Genomic DNA, 14,697 nt, shown 5'->3' on the forward strand with positions numbered 1-14,697 from the left:
CTTCCGCCACGAAGAGGAACCGCCGCGGCATATCGTGGACTGATGACCGATCCATCGCCGCAGGACGGGCCACGGTTCAGTGGTCTGCGTGCCTTGTTCGTCAACTGCACCCTCAAGCGGTCGCCCGATGTGAGCAACACCCAGGGGTTGATCGACCGCAGTGTCGGCCTGATGGAGAAGGAAGGAGTGTCGGTCGACCAGTTCCGGGCGGTGGACCACGACATCGCGACCGGCGTCTACCCGGACATGACCGAGCACGGGTGGCCGAGCGACGAGTGGCCACAACTGTTCCGGCGTGTGCTGGACGCCGACATCCTGGTGCTGGCGGGCCCGATCTGGCTCGGCGACAACGGTTCCGTCACGAAGCAGGTGATCGAGCGGCTGTACGGATGCTCGTCGCTGCTCAACGACCACGGCCAGTACGCGTACTACGGGCGGGCCGGTGGGTGTCTGATCACGGGCAACGAGGACGGGGTCAAGCATTGCGCGATGAACATCCTCTACAGCCTCCAGCATCTCGGATACGTGATCCCGCCGCAGGCCGACGCCGGATGGATCGGTGAAGCCGGGCCCGGACCGTCGTATCTCGACGAGGGGTCGGGCGGCCCGGAGAACGATTTCACCAACCGCAACACCACGTTCATGACGTACAACCTGATGCACGTCGCCGCGATGCTGAAGAAGGCAGGCGGGTTCCCCGTGTACGGCAATCAACGGTCGGAGTGGGACGCCGGTTGCCGCCCCGACTTCGCCAACCCGGACTACCGCTGAGCCGTCCCACCCGAGAGGGAAGTCATGTGCCGATTGTTCGGGCTGTCCGCCGCCCCGCACCGTGTCCGCGCGTCGTTCTGGCTGCTGGACGCCCCGGACAGCCTGGCGCAGCAGAGTCACCGCGAGCCGGACGGCACCGGCCTCGGCACGTTCGCGGAGGACGGAACTCCGGTGGTGGAGAAGCAACCACTCGCCGCCTACGAGGACGCGGAGTTCGCGCAGGAGGCGAAGCACCGGTACTCGGCCACGTTCGTCGCGCACATCCGTTTCGCGACCACGGGCGAACTGCTTCCGCAGAACACTCATCCGTTCGCCCAGGACGGTCGCGTGTTCGCTCACAACGGCGTGGTCGAGGACCTGCCGAAGCTCGAGGCGGAACTGGGCTCCGATCTCGCACTCGTTCACGGCGACACCGATTCGGAACGCGTCTTCGCCCTCGTGACCAGTCACATCGGCAGGAACGGCGGCGACGTCACGGCAGGGATCACGTCGGCCGCGCGGTGGCTGGCCGACAACGTGCCGATCTACGCGCTCAACATCCTGCTGACCACCCCCGGCGAGTTGTGGGCGCTGCGCTATCCGGACACCCACGACCTGCTCTTCCTCGAACGGCGGGCAGGCGGTCCGAGCGGCGGACGCCACCTCCAGCACGCGAGTACCCCCGGCCGGATCCGGGCCAGGTCCGAACATCTCGCCGAGCGTCCCGCGGTGGTCGTCGCCAGCGAGCAGATGGACGAGGATCCCGGCTGGACGCCGCTGCAGCCGGGCGAACTGCTGCACGTCGGCGCCGACCTCGGCGTCACCCGCGAGGTGATCGTCGATCGCCCGCCGCGGTACCCGATCCGCCTCGCCGACCTGAACGCCCGCGCGGCGGCGGCGCAGACCGAGAAATAGCTACCCGGTCAGAACTCGACCCGCACGTGCTCGCTGACGGGACGGGCCTGGCACGCGAGGATGTAGCCGCTCGCGATGTCCTCGGGGTCGAGGATCGATGCGTTGTCCATGTCCACCTCACCCTCGACGACCGTGCATGCGCAGGAACCGCATTCGCCTTCGCGGCAGGAGTAGGGGACGTCGAGTCCCGTGGAGAGCATGACGTCGACGAGCGTCGCCCGGCGCGGCCAGCTGAGGTTGTGCGCCTCGCCGTCGAGTTGCACCTCGACCGTCGACGCCGCTCCCGCTTCCGTGTCCGGCAGGTCCTCGACCACGACGTCCGCGAACGGATCACCGGACAGTGAGGTGAACACTTCGGCGTGCACCCGGTCGCGCGGGACGCCGGCGAGTGCGAGCGACTCGTGGATCGCGTCCATGAAGGGGCGGGGTCCGCACAGGTAGGCGCGGTGGTCCCGGAACCGGTCCGACAGGTTGGCAAGCTGGCGTGGTGTCGGCAGGCCCTGCACGCTCTCGAGCCAGTGCACGACGGTCAGCCGGTGTTCGTGGCGGGCGGCGAGGTCCCGCAACTCGTCGGCGAAGATCACCGACTTCTCGTCCCGGTTCGCATACACGAGAACGACTTTCCCGTTCCCTTCGCTCAGCGCCGATTTGAGGATCGACATCACCGGGGTGATTCCGCTGCCCGCGGCGAACAAGATCAGGTCTTCGTCCAGGCTCGCCGGGGTGAACACTCCGGCGGGTGGCAGCACCTCGATGCGGTCACCGACGCCGACGTTGTCGCACAACCAGTGCGAACCGTAGCCGCCCGCGGTGCGCTTGATCGTCACCTTCGGCAGGTCGTCGGTGAACGGCGAACTGGCCAGCGAGTAGCACCGCGCGACGGATCCCGTCCGGTCGCTCGGGATGCGCAGAGTCAGGAACTGCCCGGGCTTGTAGGCGAATTCGTGCCTGCGCTCGTCGGGGACGTCGAACACCAGCGACCGGGCGTCGGACGTCTCCTCCACGACGGCGGCCACGGTGACCACTACTGATCGCGAACTGCGTGGTGTTTCAACGGTCGTCATCGCGACGGTGCCCTCTCGCTACGGTAATTCGATCCTGCCGAAACTAGTGCAGTTCGACAGTGGTGGCCTCAGCCTTTCCCGCTGGGCGGGACCCCGGATTTTCGCCGTCAGCCCCAACGGGACTGCCCGCCGTCAGCCCCAACGGGACTGCCCGCCGTCAGCCCCAACGGGACTGCCCGCCGTCAGCCCCAACGGGACTGCCCGCCGTCAGCCCCAACGGGACTGCCCGCCGTCCAGGGGGATGGTCGCCCCGGTGAGGTAGCCGGCGTCCTCGCTCACGAGGAAGACGACGGCGCGCCCGATGTCGGTCTCGGCGTCACCGACCCGTCCGAGGGGGATGCCCGCCACGAACTCCGCCGCCTCGTCCGGGTTCCGGTCCATCCACCGCGCGAGCGCCGGACTCTTCGCGTGCGGGGCGACGGACAGCACCCGGATGCCGTCCCGGCCCCACTCGCACGCCGCCGACCTGGTCAGCGAACGCATGCCCTCCTTGATCGAACCGTAGGCGCCGTAGTTGCTCGCGTCCCAGCGGACGGCCGCCGACGTGACGAGGTTGACGATCACGCCGCCGCCGCGCGAGACCATGTGCGGGTGGCACGACTGCATCATCCGCAGCGTCGCGAGCGGTCCCGTCGCGAACGACCGCTCGTACTCCTCGTCGATCACCGACAGGATCGGTCCCGGTGAGCAGTCGTTGGCGTTGTTGACCAGGATGTCGACGCCGCCGAACACATCCACGGTCCGCTCGACGGCGGACGCGATGTCCTTGCGCCTGCTGACGTCGCACACCACGGGTGCGCTACGGGCGCCGATCGTGGACAGTCGCTCGCACGTGTCGTGCAGTTTCGATTCCGTGCGTCCGGCGACCGCGATCGCCGCCCCTTCCCGTGCGAGGGCGAGGGCGATTCCCTGCCCGATCCCCTGGCCGGCACCCGTGATCAGTGCGACCTTGCCGTCGAGTGTGTTCATGTCCGCTCCCGTTCCCCTACTATCGAGACCAAGCAATTGCTTGGTCGTACATATTCACTGATCACCGCCGAGCGCCGGGTCTCCCCCGCGCTCCCCACTCCGAAGGTCTCCCCGTGACACATCCCCGTCCTCTCGATTTCAGTGGCCGCTCCGTCGTCGTGACCGGCGGTACCAAGGGCATCGGTTTCGTCGTCGCCGAGGCGTTTCTCGCCGCGGGTGCGAACGTGCTCGTGTGCGGCCGGTCCGCGCCGGACACCCTGCCCGCCCACGGTGATCGCACCGCCGCGTTCCGCGCCACCGACGTTCGCGACCACGCCGACGCCGCTGGACTGATCGACGATGCCGTCGCCCGATTCGGCCGCCTCGACGTCCTCGTCAACAACGCGGGTGGGTCGCCCGACGCCGACGCCGCCACCGTCTCGCCGCGCTTCGTCGAGAAGATCGTCGCGCTGAATCTGCTGGCACCCTTCACCGTCGCCCAGGCCGCGAATGCGGTGATGCAGCAGCAGTCCGACGGCGGCGCGATCGTCAACATCGGCAGCGTCTCGGCCCACGATCCGCAACCGGGCACCGCCGCCTACAGCGCCGCGAAGGCGGGCCTGCTCGTGCTGACGAAAGCGCTTGCGCTCGAATGGGCTCCGAAGGTCCGCATCAACCACATCACCACAGGCCTCATCCGCACCGAGAGCGCGGCGTCCGTCTACGGCGATGACGGCGGCGCCGCCGTCACCCGGACCCTTCCGATGGGGCGGATGGCGGTGCCGTCCGACATCGCGGACGCCTGCCTGTTCCTGGCGAGCGCGCAGGCGTCGTACGTCAACGGCGCCGATCTCGCCGTCCACGGCGGCGGCGAATACCCGGCGCGGTACCTCGCGGCCCACTCCTGACCTCGACACCGAACGCCGCACCGGTTCAGTTCACCTGCACCGGTGGGGCATTCGGCGACGGAAGGCGACCGTGCGGTCAGCCGAACGCGGCGCGGGCGCCGGCGATCACCGGCCGGTCGCCCTGGACGAGTTCGAACGACGCATCGTGCGCGTCGCCCCACGCCCGCAACGACGGCGCGTCGCCCGGGTACACCGGTGCGGCGAACCGTCCCTCGAGTCGGGCGAGGTCGGCGGGGTGCACGTCGAGCGCCCGCGCGAGTTCCAGCGCGCTCGCGGCGAGGGTGCACAGGCCGTGCATGATCGGCCGGGGCTGCCCGATCCGCTCCGCCGACGCCGGATCGATGTGGATGTGGTGCCGGTCGCCGGTCAGCCGGTACAGCGCCGCCTGGTTCTCCGCGGTGTGCAGGACGCGCTGCACGACCGGTTCGCCCTCGGGCCGAGACGGTTTCGCGGGACCGCGATCGCCGCCGAACCCGCCCGCGCCCGGCGCGAACAGCGACCAGGTGGCGACGAAGAACTCTGATTCGACGCGCACGTCGAACACTGCCGCCGAACCCTTGTCCCACACCTCGCCGACGGACGCCGACAACGCGATCTCGCCGCGACGCGGAAGTGGCGCGAGCACCGTCAGTTCCTGCGATCCGTGCAGCGCCGTCTTCGTGTCGAAAGCGCCCCGCGACCCCAGTTCGTCGGGCGCCCACTGGGCGAGCGTCAGAGCGAACGTGGGCAGCACCCGCAGACGCTCCTCGAAGACGAGGTCCAGTTCGGTGGCCCTCGCACCCACCGACAGTGCGTACAGGATGGCATCGCGCTCGTCGTACCTCACGGTCCGGGTGCCGAGGTCCTCACCCCGCCACGCTCCTGCCGTCGTGCGCTCGGTTGTCGTCATGATCAGTCCTCTCTGCCCAGGATCAGGCCGCTGGTGGGCACGGCGGTGCCCGCGGTCACCAGCACGTTGCCGATGCCGTCCGGTTGTGTGGTCGACGTTCCGCGGATCAGGCGTACCGCCTCGGCGATGCCGTTGACCCCGTGCAGATAGGCCTCGCCGATCTGGCCGCCGTGCGTGTTGGATGGGAGGCGGCCGCCGATCTCGAGGTTGCCGTCCCGGATGAAGTCCTTCGCCTCGCCGGGGTCGCAGAACCCGAGTTCCTCGAGTTGCGGCAGGACGAGCGGGGTGAAGTGGTCGTAGAGGATCGCCGCCGCGATGTCGTCCGGCGCGAGACCGCTCTGCCCGTAGAGTTGCCTGCCGACGAGGCCCATTTCGGGTATTCCGGTGATGTCGGGCCGGTAGTAGCTTGCCATCATGTGCTGGTCCTTGCCGGACCCCTGCGCGGCGGCCTTGATCATCGCCGGGGTGTTGCGGAGGTCCTTGGCGCGTTCGGCGGAGACGACGACGAGCGCCTGGCCGCCGTCGGTTTCCTGGCAGCAGTCCAGTAGACGCAGCGGTTCGGCGATCCACCGCGACTGCTGATGGTCGTCGAGGGTGATGGGCCTCCCGTGGAACCAGGCGGCGGGGTTGACGGCGGCGTGCTTGCGGGCGACGACCGCGACCCGGCCGAAGTCCTCGCTCGTGGCACCGTACCGATGCATGTACCGGCGGGCGAACATCGCCACCCACTGGGCGGGCGTCGACAGTCCCTGTGGGGTCAGCCAGGCGTAGGCGGCCCGGTCCGCGGTGCTGTCCATCGGGCGGTCGTGCTGCCCGAGTCCGTAACGCACACCGGACCGTTCGTTGAACGCGCGGTAGCAGACGACGACGTCCGCGATGCCCGTCGCCACGGCCATGGCCGCCTGCTGGACGGTGGCGCACGCGGCGCCGCCGCCGTAGCCGATGCGGGAGAAGAACTTCAGCTCACCGATGCCCGTGTTGCGGGCGACGAGTAACTCACCGTTGGTTTCGGCGGTGTACGTGGACAGTCCGTCCACCTCGGACGGGTCGATGCCCGCATCGGCGAGCGCGGCGACGATCGCCTCGCACGCCAGTTGCAGTTCGCTGCGTCCCGAGTGCTTGGAGAATTCGGTGGCGCCGATGCCGACGATGGCGGCGGCGCCCGACAGGGGGCTGGTCACAGGTCTCCTCGTGCAGGCAAGGCGACGACGACGGTGCCGGTGGCGTGGTCGCCGAGGCTGTTCGTGCCGCGGATCTTCACGGTCGCGAGGCCGTCGTCCTTCGCGACCACCTCACCGGTCAGGGTCATCTCGTCGCCGGGGTGGTTGGGGACGCCGAGCCGCACCGCGATGCGGCGCAGCGACGCGTGTGGGCCCGCCCAGTCGGTGACGAACCGCCCCACCAGTCCATTGGTGGTGAGGATGTTCATGAACACGTCCTTCGATCCCCGCTCCACCGCGAGGGCCGGGTCGTGGTGGACGTCCTGGAAGTCGCGGGTGGCGAGGGCGGTGGCGACGATCAGGGTGCGGGTCAGCGGAATCACCAGCTCCGGCAGCCGGTCGCCGATCTGCACGGTCTCGTAGGCCGGGGCGCCGACGGTCGCGGTCATGCGACCACCTCGACGCCGGCCGCCAGTTGCGCACCCAGACGCGCCAGGTCGGAAGAGGCGCCGCCGAGTGTGGCGGCGAGCTGTTTGCCCCACAGCAGGTGCCGGTGCACCGGGTAGTCGGTGTCGACGCCGATCCCGCCGTGCACGTGCTGCGTGCGGTGGACGACCCGCTGGCCGCCGTCGGTGGCCCACCATTTCGCCACCGGCACGGCGGTTCCCGGATCCTCCCCGCTCCCGAGGAGCCAGACGGCCTGCCAGAGCGTCACACGCATGGCCTCGAGGTCGATGTAGCAGTCCGCGAGCTGGTGGGTGACGGCCTGGAATGTCGCGAGCGGGCGGCCGAACTGGGTGCGTCCATTGAGATAGGTGACGGCCTGACGGACCGCACCTTCGCCCACGCCCAGCTGCAGGGCAGCGACCGCGAGCTCCGCCCGGTCGAGCAGCCACCGCACCGCGGTACCGTCCGCGGGGCCGAGTGGCTCTGCCGGCGCCCCGTCGAACGTGACGTTCGCGCAGATCTCGCGGGTGGTCGACTCCGCCTGCTGCGCGGTCACTCCCGCGGATTCCGGGTGCACCAGGAACAGCGCCGGACCGCTCACTGTCGCCGCGGAGACGACGAGGCGTTCGGCGACATGCGCCACCGGCACCGCGGCCTTGGCGCCGTGCACGTGCCACCGGCCGTCCACCTCGCGGGCAGTCGTCGCCGGTTCACCGTCCACATAGGGTCCGAACTCCTCGAGTGCGACGGTGAGGATCAGGCTGCCGTCCGCCGCCGCGGGGACCAGGGCGTCGCGTTGGGTGGGCGCCCCGAACTCGGTGATCGCGAGCGCGCCGAGCACGTGCGGCCACAACGGAACCGGCGCCACGGTCCGGCCCTGTTCCTCGAGCAGGACGAACAGTTCCGCGAGTCCCGCGCCGCCGCCCCCGAGGTTCTCGGGCAGGGCGATGCCGAGCAGACCGGTGGTGGCGAGTTCGCGCCACAGTTCCCGGTCGATGCGGTCGGCGGTCGACTCGATTTCCTTGATCCGTTCGGGTCGCGACTTGGCGGCGAATACGTCCGCGGCCAGTCCGCGCACCGCTTCCTGCTCCTCGCCGAATGTGAAGTCCATCAGTTCTCCTCCCATGTGGCGGGCCGGAACGCGGGGAGCGTGAGTTCCGGGTCGGCGTCGATCCAGTCCAGTTCCACCGGCATTCCGATGTGCACGTCCCCCGGTTCGACGCCCGTCATGTTGGCGATCAGCCGGGTGCCCTCCTCGAGTTCGATCACCGCGACGATCAGGGGGTAGTCGAAGGCGTCGATCTTCGGGTGGTGGTTGACGACGAACGTGTAGACGGTGCCCCGCCCCGACGCGTCGACGGTGTCCCACTCGGTGGAGCGGCACTCCCCACACATCGGTCCGGTCGGGTGCCGAAGCACACCGCAACCCGTGCACCGCTGGATGACGAGGCGGTGCTCGCGGGCGGCCGCGAACCAGAAGGCGTTGTCCTCGTTGAGGGCAGGACGCGGGCGCAGGGCGCGCGGGACCGGGCGTTCGGCAGGCCGGAAGCGGAGTGTCCGCCACCGCTGGGTGCCGACGATCTCACCGTCGCCGTTGCGGTACGTCTTGAGCGTGGTGACGAAATGTCCGGCGCCGAGCCCGGTCAGCTTCTCCGCGGACACGGACTCGACCACCTCGGTCATGCTGACCCGGTCGCCGGGGCACAGTTCGGCGAAGAATTCCTGGTCGGAATCCGTGGCGACGACGGACGTGAATCCCGCCTCGTCGAGGGTGTCGACCAGTTCCGTCCAGACGGGTGACGGGTCGGCGCCGGACATCTTGTCTGCGTACGTGCGCATCGTCCACACCTGCAGCATCTGGGCCGGCGCGACGGCACCGGGACGGCCGGTGGCGCGTGCGGCGTCGTCGTCGAGGTAGACGGGGTTCGTGTCACCCATCGCCTCGGCCCAGTGCCGGATCATGGGTGTGTTCACGGGGTCGGGACCCCAGGTGGCAGGGACGATCGTCCGACCCTCGAACGCCCGAAGCCGGGTGAGGAGTTCGCTCATTTCACCCTCTTCTCGCGCACCAGTCCGAGGCCAAGGGTGCCGACCATGTCGCGGAGCACCTCGTTGACGCCGCCGCCGAACGTGTTCACCACGCTCTGCCGTGAGATCTGTTCGATCTGGCCGGCGAGGACCGCTCCCGGTGAGCCGGGGCGCAGCCGGCCCGCGGCGCCGAGGATCCCGAGCAGCGTGCGGTAGACGTCGACGTGGGTTTCGGTGCCGTACGTCTTGGTGGCGCCGGCGTCGGCGCCCGACAACGCGTCCCGCGCGACCGCGGCGGTCATCTTCCAGTTCAGCAGTCGCATCGCCTCGAGCTTGGCGTGGGTGCGGGCGAAGTCCATCTGTACCCAGGGGATGTCGAGTGCGCCGTTCTCCCGGGCCCAGTCGAGAACCTGGTGCCACAAGCCGAGTGTGCGGCCGCCGAGCGCCGCGAGCCCGATCCGTTCGTGGTTGAGTTGCGCGGTAATCAACTGCCACCCGCCGTGGACGTCGCCCACGACGTCCTGATCGCCGACCCGGATCCCGCTGTAGTACGTCGACGTGACTGTCAGTCCTCCCACGGTGTGGATGGGCGACCAGCTGAACCCGGGGTCGTCGGTGGGCACGATGAGGATCGAGATTCCCTTGTGTTTGGGCGCGTCCGCATCGGTGCGGCACGCCAGCCACACGTAGTCGGCGGTGTTGGCGCCGCTGGTGAAGATCTTGTTGCCGTCCACGATCCACGAGTCCCCGTCGCGCACGGCCCGGGTCTGCAGCGCGGCGAGGTCGGTGCCTGCCTCGGGTTCGGTGTAGCCGATGGCGAACACGATGTCGCCGGCGAGGATGCCGGGCAGGAACCGCGCCTTCTGCTCCTCGGTGCCGTACTTCATCAGCGTGGGCCCGACGGTGTTGACGGTGACGAACGGGAACGGCAACCCGGCCCGCTGCACCTCGTCGAAGAACACGAACTGGTCTTCGATCGACCGACCCTGGCCGCCGTACTCGACCGGCCAGCCGACACCGAGCCAGCCGTCCTTGCCCAGCAGGCGCACGATGTCGCGGAAGTGTTCGCCGCCGACACCCTCCTCACCTGCGACGCGCCGCTTCTCCTCCGGCAGCAATGCCGCGAAGTAGGCGCGCAATTCCCGCCGGAGTTCCCGCTGCGCGGGCGATTCCCTCAGATCCATCGGCGATCTCCTCATGCCTGTGCGTGGCTGTCGCCACGTGTGTTCTGGACGCTAACCAGCACTCCCCCGCCCCGGTGCCGGTGTCTCGGTCACCGGGAGGCGGCTGTCGCCGATGCCGGGCGTCCGCTGGAATGGTGGAATGGCCACCGAATTCGCTCTCACCGAACTCACCGCCCGCTACGCGCGGGCCGTCGACCGGCGCGAGGCGGCGACGCTCGCGACGCTGTTCGACCCCGACGCGACGTTCGTCCTTCCGCCCGCGTTGACGGGCACCGGCGCGGCGACGGAACTGCACGGCAGTGACGCACTCGCGTCCGCCGTCGTGGACGCCGTCACGCATCTGCATTCCACGCGGCACGTCGTCCACCAGCAGGTGCTCGACGTGGACGGGTCGACGGCGTCGGGTGAGACGTACTGCACCGCCCATCACGTCTACTCCGGCCGAAACGGATTCCGTGACAACCGGATCGCACTGCGCTACCACGACCGCTACGTGCTCGGCGACTCCGGCTGGCGGTTCGCCCGGCGCGAACTGATCGTCGACTTCAGCGAGGACGTGCCGGTCACCGTGCCGGACTGAGTCCCAGGCGGGCCGAGCAGGCGGCCATCTCGTCGACGACCTGGTCCAGGGACTGCGCGTGCCGGGACGCCGACAGGACGAGCCGGTTCGCGCCCAGGTCCCGGGACCGGTCGAGTTTCGCCTCGTCCAGCCGGGGCAGCGTGGCACCCAGCACGAGTTCGACGTCGGCAGGGTCGCGGCCCGCGCCTGCCGCGGCGGCCCGCATCCGGGCGATCGCCCGATTCAGGTCGTCGCCGGCGAGGCCGAGGGGCTGGAACCCGTCGCCGAGCCTCCCGGCGCGGCGTGCGGCGGCCGGGCTGTGACCGCCGATGAAGAGCGGCACGCCCGAATCCCGCTGCGGTTTGGGCCAACTCTGCGCGCCGCGGAAGGAGAAGTATTCGCCCTCGAAGTCGACCGCGGCGGTGCCCGACCACAGGGCCCGCATCACCGCGATCGCCTCGTCGGCCACCGCGCCGCGTCGGTCGAAGTCGCCGCCGCACGCCTCGATCTCCTCCCGCATCCAGCCGAGACCGAGGCAGACGCGGAGGCGTCCCGCCGACAGCCGGTCCAGGGTGGCGAGGCGTTTCGCCAGCACCACCGGGTGATGGTTGGGCAGTACCAGCACTCCCGTCGCGAGACCCAGGGTCGTCGTGGCGCCGGCGACGAACGACAGCAGTTCCAGGGGGTCCGGGAGGCTGCAGTCGTCGGGCAAGTGTGACTTGCCGGTGGGCGAGTACGGGTATTCGCTCGCCGTGTCCGCGATGACGACCGAGTGTTCGACGGCGGAGATCTCGTCGAATCCGAGTGATTCGGCAGCCCTGGCGAATTCGAGTATCCACTCGGGCTCACCGGCCCGTCCCAGCTCGACGGGAATCACCACACCCAGTTTCATGTCACCCTCACCGTCACACGTGCAGGAATCGTTGCCGGCCGTGCGTGTGGAACTCCTGCTCCAGCGCGGCCTTCTCACTGTCGGTCATCGCGTGGTACTCGGGAACACCGCGTCCCACCCACCGGAAGACCGGATCGTCGCACCGCCAGCGCTGTTCCTGCAGGGTCCGTTTGAGCACCTTGTTCGATCCCGTCACCGGCAGGTCCGTCGACACCCGGACGAATCGCGGGGCCGCCTTCGTGCCCAGGTCGTCCTGGCCGGCGAGGAACGCGGCGAACTCGACCGGATCGAAATCGGTCGGGTCCGACACCTCGACGGCCGCCATCACCTGATCACCCGACCTCGGGTCGGGCACGGCGTACACGCCGGTGGCGATCACTTTCGGGTGGCGGCGCAGAATCCGCTCCACCATCAACGCCGAGGTGTTCTCGCCGTCCACCCGGATCCAGTCGCCCTTCCTGCCTGCGAAGTAGATGAAGCCGGCCTCGTCGACGTACCCGAGGTCGCCCGTCCAGTACCACCCGTGCCTGATCCGGTCGGCGATCGCGTCCTCGTTCTTGTAGTAGCCCTCGAACCGTGCCGCGCCCGCCCTGTCGATCATCTCGCCGATCGCCTCGTCCGGGTTGAGCACCCGGCCGTGCTCTCCGATCCGAGCCCGGGTCTTCTCCGCGAGCGTGTCGGGGTCGACGATGACGATGTTCTCGTTCGCGGGCCTGCCGAGCGCGCCCTCGGGGGCGTGGGGGTCGAGCGTCACCGAGCCGGCGCCCTCACTCGAGCCGTATCCCTCGTACAGTTCGGCGCCGAACCGGCGGACGAATTCGGCCTTGTCCTCCGGGGACGCCTCGGTCCCGAAACCGCGGACCAGCGTGTTGTCCCGGTCGTCGGGTTGTTCCGGGGTGGCCATCAGGTACGCCAGCGCCTTGCCGACGTAGGTGAAGAACGTGGCACCGAAGAACCGGACGTCGGGCAGGAAACCGGACGCGGAGAACTTGCGCGGCAGGCAGACGGTGGCGCCGATGGCGAGGGCGGGCGCCCACAGCGCCATCAGCGCGTTGCCGTGGAACAGCGGCATGCAGCAGTAGTCGACGTCCTCGCGCACGTGCCCGTACTTGGCGATGTTCGCGTACGCCAGCCGGGCGAGGCGGCCCTGACTGCACCGCACCGCCTTCGACGTGCCGGTGGTGCCGGACGTGAAGAGCAGCAGGAACAGCGTCGACGGGTCGAGCGCGGGGTCCTCGACCGGGTGCTCCACGGCGTGGGCCGCGACGAGGTCGGTGTAGGCCGGTTCGTCGACCAGCAGGAACCGGTCCTCGGACAGCCCGAGGTCGAGACCCGCGAGCTGCGCCTTCCCCGCGGTGTCCGTCACGATCAGCTGACAGTCGACGTACCGGATCTCGGCCTCGAGTTCCGCCCCGCGGCGGGTCGGGTTGATGCCGACGACGGTGGCGCCGGCGAGGGCCGCGCCGCCCAGCCAGAACAGGAACTCGGGGGTGTTCTCCAGCAGGACGCCCACGTGGAACGGGCCGTCGCGGCGCAGCGAGGACGCGACGCTCCCGCGCGCGGCACTCTCGTGCACGACCTCGTCCCAGGTCCAATCCTGTTCCCGGGTGCGGACTCCCATCCTGTCGTCACCCAGGCGGTCGAGCAGCATCCGGGCGATCGTGGTGCGTTCCAACTCCATCTCTCCTGTCGACACGGCCTGCACGCTCACTGCGCTCGGAGCACGCAGTGGGTGCCACCGTAGATCGCCGTCATGCACTTGTTGCAGTGAATGCACAATCCGGGGTTGTGGTTCTCGTCCGTGATGCGGTTGACGAGGTCGGGTTCCCGCAGCAGTGCCCGTGCGACCGCCACGAACTGGAAGCCCTCCTCCATCGCCAGGTCCATGGTCGCCTTGCCGGTGATGCCGCCGAGCAGCACGAGCGGCATCGTCACGGCGGCCCTGATCTGCCGGGCGTCCTCGAGGAGGTAGGCGTCGCGGTAGGGGTATTCCTTCAGGAAATGCTTGCCGACCAACCGGATTCCCAGTTTCGTCGGCTGCGGCATGACGGCGGCGAACTCACGGAGCGGCGCGTCGCCCTTGAACAGGTACATCGGATTCAGCAGCGAACTGCCCGCGGTGAGCTCGAGCGCGTCGAGTGAACCGTCCCGTTCGAGCCACTGCGCCACCTGGATGGCCTCGTCCACCCAGAAGCCGCCGGGCACACCGTCGTCCATGTTCAGCTTCGCGAGGATCGCGATCCGGTCTCCCACCGCGTCCCGCACGGCCCGGGCGGTCTCGAGCGCGAACCGGGCGCGGTTCGCCAGGGATCCGCCGTACTCGTCGGTGCGCTTGTTGACCTTCGGGCTCAGGAAGGAGCTGATCAGGTAGTTGTGGCCGAAATGGATCTCCACGGCGTCAAATCCCGCCTCCACCGCGCGGCGGGCCGCGTTCGCGTGCGCCTCGACGATCCGGGCGATATCGGCCGTCGAAGCCGGCTTGGAAAAGTTCTGCGTGGTCATCCGGAAGGCACGGGACGGGCCCAACGCGGGGTACCCGATGTACTTCGCGGCCGCGACCGGTCCCGCGTGACCGATCTGCGCAGACACCGCCGCGCCCTCGCCGTGGATGGCGTCGGTCAGCTTCCGCAGGCCCGGCATCGTCTCGTCGGTCCATTGGATCTGGCCGGGCGAGGTCCGGCCGTCGGCGGCGACCGCGCAGTACGCGACCGTCGTCATGCCCACGCCTCCGGCGGCGGGCTGCCGATGGAATTCGATGAGCTCGTCGGTGACCAGACCCTTCGGGGTCAGCCCCTCGTACGTCGCCGCCTTGATCACGCGATTACGCAAAGTGATCGGCCCGAGCCGGGCCGGGGCGAGCGGATCGACCTTCACTGCGGGCGGGTCGAGATCTATCGTCATATGAGTTCCTCCAGCTGCGATTCGCTGTCGAACGTAACGGCGCCGGGATGTC

The 14,697-nt window shown here is 69.3% G+C and carries 15 protein-coding genes; 4 read left to right on the top strand and 11 right to left on the bottom strand.

What is annotated here, in order from left to right; translation table 11 throughout:
* Positions 1-42 precede the first annotated feature (42 nt).
* Positions 43-771 carry a flavodoxin family protein gene (locus CJ179_RS07965; RefSeq protein WP_072940749.1) on the top strand — a complete coding sequence of 243 codons (729 nt, stop codon included), beginning with the start codon at positions 43-45 and terminating at the stop codon, positions 769-771.
* Positions 772-795: 24 nt separating this feature from the next.
* Complete coding sequence (locus tag CJ179_RS07970; RefSeq protein WP_072940752.1) at positions 796-1,665, top strand: class II glutamine amidotransferase; 870 nt, start codon at positions 796-798, stop codon at positions 1,663-1,665.
* An 8-nt stretch (positions 1,666-1,673) separates the two neighbouring features.
* On the opposite strand, the gene CJ179_RS07975 is transcribed toward CJ179_RS07970, so the two are convergent.
* Both CJ179_RS07975 and CJ179_RS07980 read right to left on the bottom strand, forming a co-directional pair.
* Complete coding sequence (locus CJ179_RS07975) at positions 1,674-2,729, bottom strand: ferredoxin--NADP reductase (RefSeq protein ID WP_072940755.1); 1,056 nt, start codon at positions 2,727-2,729, stop codon at positions 1,674-1,676.
* A 207-nt stretch (positions 2,730-2,936) separates the two neighbouring features.
* Positions 2,937-3,698: an SDR family NAD(P)-dependent oxidoreductase gene (locus CJ179_RS07980; protein WP_072940758.1), complete on the bottom strand. Its 762-nt coding sequence runs from the start codon at positions 3,696-3,698 to the stop codon at positions 2,937-2,939.
* A gap of 113 nt (positions 3,699-3,811) precedes the next feature.
* Between CJ179_RS07980 and CJ179_RS07985 the strand changes: the two genes are divergently transcribed.
* Complete coding sequence (locus CJ179_RS07985; protein WP_072940761.1) at positions 3,812-4,585, top strand: SDR family oxidoreductase; 774 nt, start codon at positions 3,812-3,814, stop codon at positions 4,583-4,585.
* 76 nt (positions 4,586-4,661) lie between these two features.
* Here the strand turns inward: CJ179_RS07985 and CJ179_RS07990 are convergent, their stop codons facing one another.
* The 6 genes from CJ179_RS07990 to CJ179_RS08015 are packed head-to-tail and all read right to left on the bottom strand — an operon-like array spanning position 4,662 to position 10,293.
* Positions 4,662-5,474: a MaoC/PaaZ C-terminal domain-containing protein gene (locus CJ179_RS07990; protein WP_095861130.1), complete on the bottom strand. Its 813-nt coding sequence runs from the start codon at positions 5,472-5,474 to the stop codon at positions 4,662-4,664.
* 2 nt (positions 5,475-5,476) lie between these two features.
* Positions 5,477-6,655 (bottom strand): lipid-transfer protein, encoded by a 1,179-nt coding sequence (locus tag CJ179_RS07995; protein WP_095861131.1) that lies wholly within the window; start codon positions 6,653-6,655, stop codon positions 5,477-5,479.
* On the bottom strand, positions 6,652-7,083 hold the full coding sequence (locus CJ179_RS08000; RefSeq protein WP_072940769.1) for a MaoC family dehydratase: 432 nt from the start codon (positions 7,081-7,083) through the stop codon (positions 6,652-6,654). The genes CJ179_RS07995 and CJ179_RS08000 overlap by 4 nt, the downstream gene beginning before the upstream one ends.
* Positions 7,080-8,192, bottom strand: a complete 1,113-nt coding sequence (locus tag CJ179_RS08005) for an acyl-CoA dehydrogenase family protein (RefSeq protein ID WP_072940772.1) — start codon at positions 8,190-8,192, stop codon at positions 7,080-7,082. Before CJ179_RS08005 ends, CJ179_RS08000 begins: the two co-directional genes overlap by 4 nt.
* Positions 8,192-9,130 carry a bifunctional MaoC family dehydratase N-terminal/OB-fold nucleic acid binding domain-containing protein gene (locus tag CJ179_RS08010; RefSeq protein ID WP_095861132.1) on the bottom strand — a complete coding sequence of 313 codons (939 nt, stop codon included), beginning with the start codon at positions 9,128-9,130 and terminating at the stop codon, positions 8,192-8,194. Before CJ179_RS08010 ends, CJ179_RS08005 begins: the two co-directional genes overlap by 1 nt.
* Positions 9,127-10,293 (bottom strand): acyl-CoA dehydrogenase family protein, encoded by a 1,167-nt coding sequence (locus CJ179_RS08015; RefSeq protein WP_095861133.1) that lies wholly within the window; start codon positions 10,291-10,293, stop codon positions 9,127-9,129. The genes CJ179_RS08010 and CJ179_RS08015 overlap by 4 nt, the downstream gene beginning before the upstream one ends.
* A gap of 139 nt (positions 10,294-10,432) precedes the next feature.
* Between CJ179_RS08015 and CJ179_RS08020 the strand changes: the two genes are divergently transcribed.
* A complete protein-coding gene (locus CJ179_RS08020) occupies positions 10,433-10,873 on the top strand; it encodes a nuclear transport factor 2 family protein (RefSeq protein WP_095861134.1) in 441 nt (146 codons plus the stop codon).
* Here the strand turns inward: CJ179_RS08020 and CJ179_RS08025 are convergent.
* From CJ179_RS08025 to CJ179_RS08035, 3 genes are read right to left on the bottom strand one after another with little or no spacing between them, the layout of a single operon-like run.
* Positions 10,857-11,744, bottom strand: coding sequence for an LLM class F420-dependent oxidoreductase (locus CJ179_RS08025; protein ID WP_095861135.1), 888 nt, complete (start codon positions 11,742-11,744; stop codon positions 10,857-10,859). The genes CJ179_RS08020 and CJ179_RS08025 overlap by 17 nt on opposite strands.
* 13 nt (positions 11,745-11,757) lie before the next feature.
* Entirely contained in the window at positions 11,758-13,425 is a 1,668-nt protein-coding gene (locus CJ179_RS08030; protein WP_095861415.1) for an AMP-binding protein, read from the bottom strand.
* 26 nt (positions 13,426-13,451) lie between these two features.
* Positions 13,452-14,645 (bottom strand): NADH:flavin oxidoreductase, encoded by a 1,194-nt coding sequence (locus CJ179_RS08035; RefSeq protein WP_072940787.1) that lies wholly within the window; start codon positions 14,643-14,645, stop codon positions 13,452-13,454.
* Positions 14,646-14,697 lie beyond the last annotated feature (52 nt).

Origin of the sequence: Rhodococcus sp. ACS1, from assembly GCF_002300155.1 — a bacterium.
Taxonomy (GTDB): Bacteria; Actinomycetota; Actinomycetes; order Mycobacteriales; family Mycobacteriaceae; genus Rhodococcus_F; species Rhodococcus_F koreensis.

What these genes read in the sequence shown, in the direction of transcription:
- CJ179_RS07965 (WP_072940749.1), top strand. Translation starts at nt 43, where the DNA reads ATGACCGATCCATCGCCGCAGGACGGGCCACGGTTCAGTGGTCTGCGT.
- CJ179_RS07970 (WP_072940752.1), top strand. Translation starts at nt 796, where the DNA reads ATGTGCCGATTGTTCGGGCTGTCCGCCGCCCCGCACCGTGTCCGCGCG.
- CJ179_RS07975 (WP_072940755.1), bottom strand. Translation starts at nt 2,729, where the DNA reads ATGACGACCGTTGAAACACCACGCAGTTCGCGATCAGTAGTGGTCACC.
- CJ179_RS07980 (WP_072940758.1), bottom strand. Translation starts at nt 3,698, where the DNA reads ATGAACACACTCGACGGCAAGGTCGCACTGATCACGGGTGCCGGCCAG.
- CJ179_RS07990 (WP_095861130.1), bottom strand. Translation starts at nt 5,474, where the DNA reads ATGACGACAACCGAGCGCACGACGGCAGGAGCGTGGCGGGGTGAGGAC.
- CJ179_RS08000 (WP_072940769.1), bottom strand. Translation starts at nt 7,083, where the DNA reads ATGACCGCGACCGTCGGCGCCCCGGCCTACGAGACCGTGCAGATCGGC.
- CJ179_RS08005 (WP_072940772.1), bottom strand. Translation starts at nt 8,192, where the DNA reads ATGGACTTCACATTCGGCGAGGAGCAGGAAGCGGTGCGCGGACTGGCC.
- CJ179_RS08010 (WP_095861132.1), bottom strand. Translation starts at nt 9,130, where the DNA reads ATGAGCGAACTCCTCACCCGGCTTCGGGCGTTCGAGGGTCGGACGATC.
- CJ179_RS08015 (WP_095861133.1), bottom strand. Translation starts at nt 10,293, where the DNA reads ATGGATCTGAGGGAATCGCCCGCGCAGCGGGAACTCCGGCGGGAATTG.
- CJ179_RS08020 (WP_095861134.1), top strand. Translation starts at nt 10,433, where the DNA reads ATGGCCACCGAATTCGCTCTCACCGAACTCACCGCCCGCTACGCGCGG.
- CJ179_RS08025 (WP_095861135.1), bottom strand. Translation starts at nt 11,744, where the DNA reads ATGAAACTGGGTGTGGTGATTCCCGTCGAGCTGGGACGGGCCGGTGAG.
- CJ179_RS08030 (WP_095861415.1), bottom strand. Translation starts at nt 13,425, where the DNA reads ATGGAGTTGGAACGCACCACGATCGCCCGGATGCTGCTCGACCGCCTG.
- CJ179_RS08035 (WP_072940787.1), bottom strand. Translation starts at nt 14,645, where the DNA reads ATGACGATAGATCTCGACCCGCCCGCAGTGAAGGTCGATCCGCTCGCC.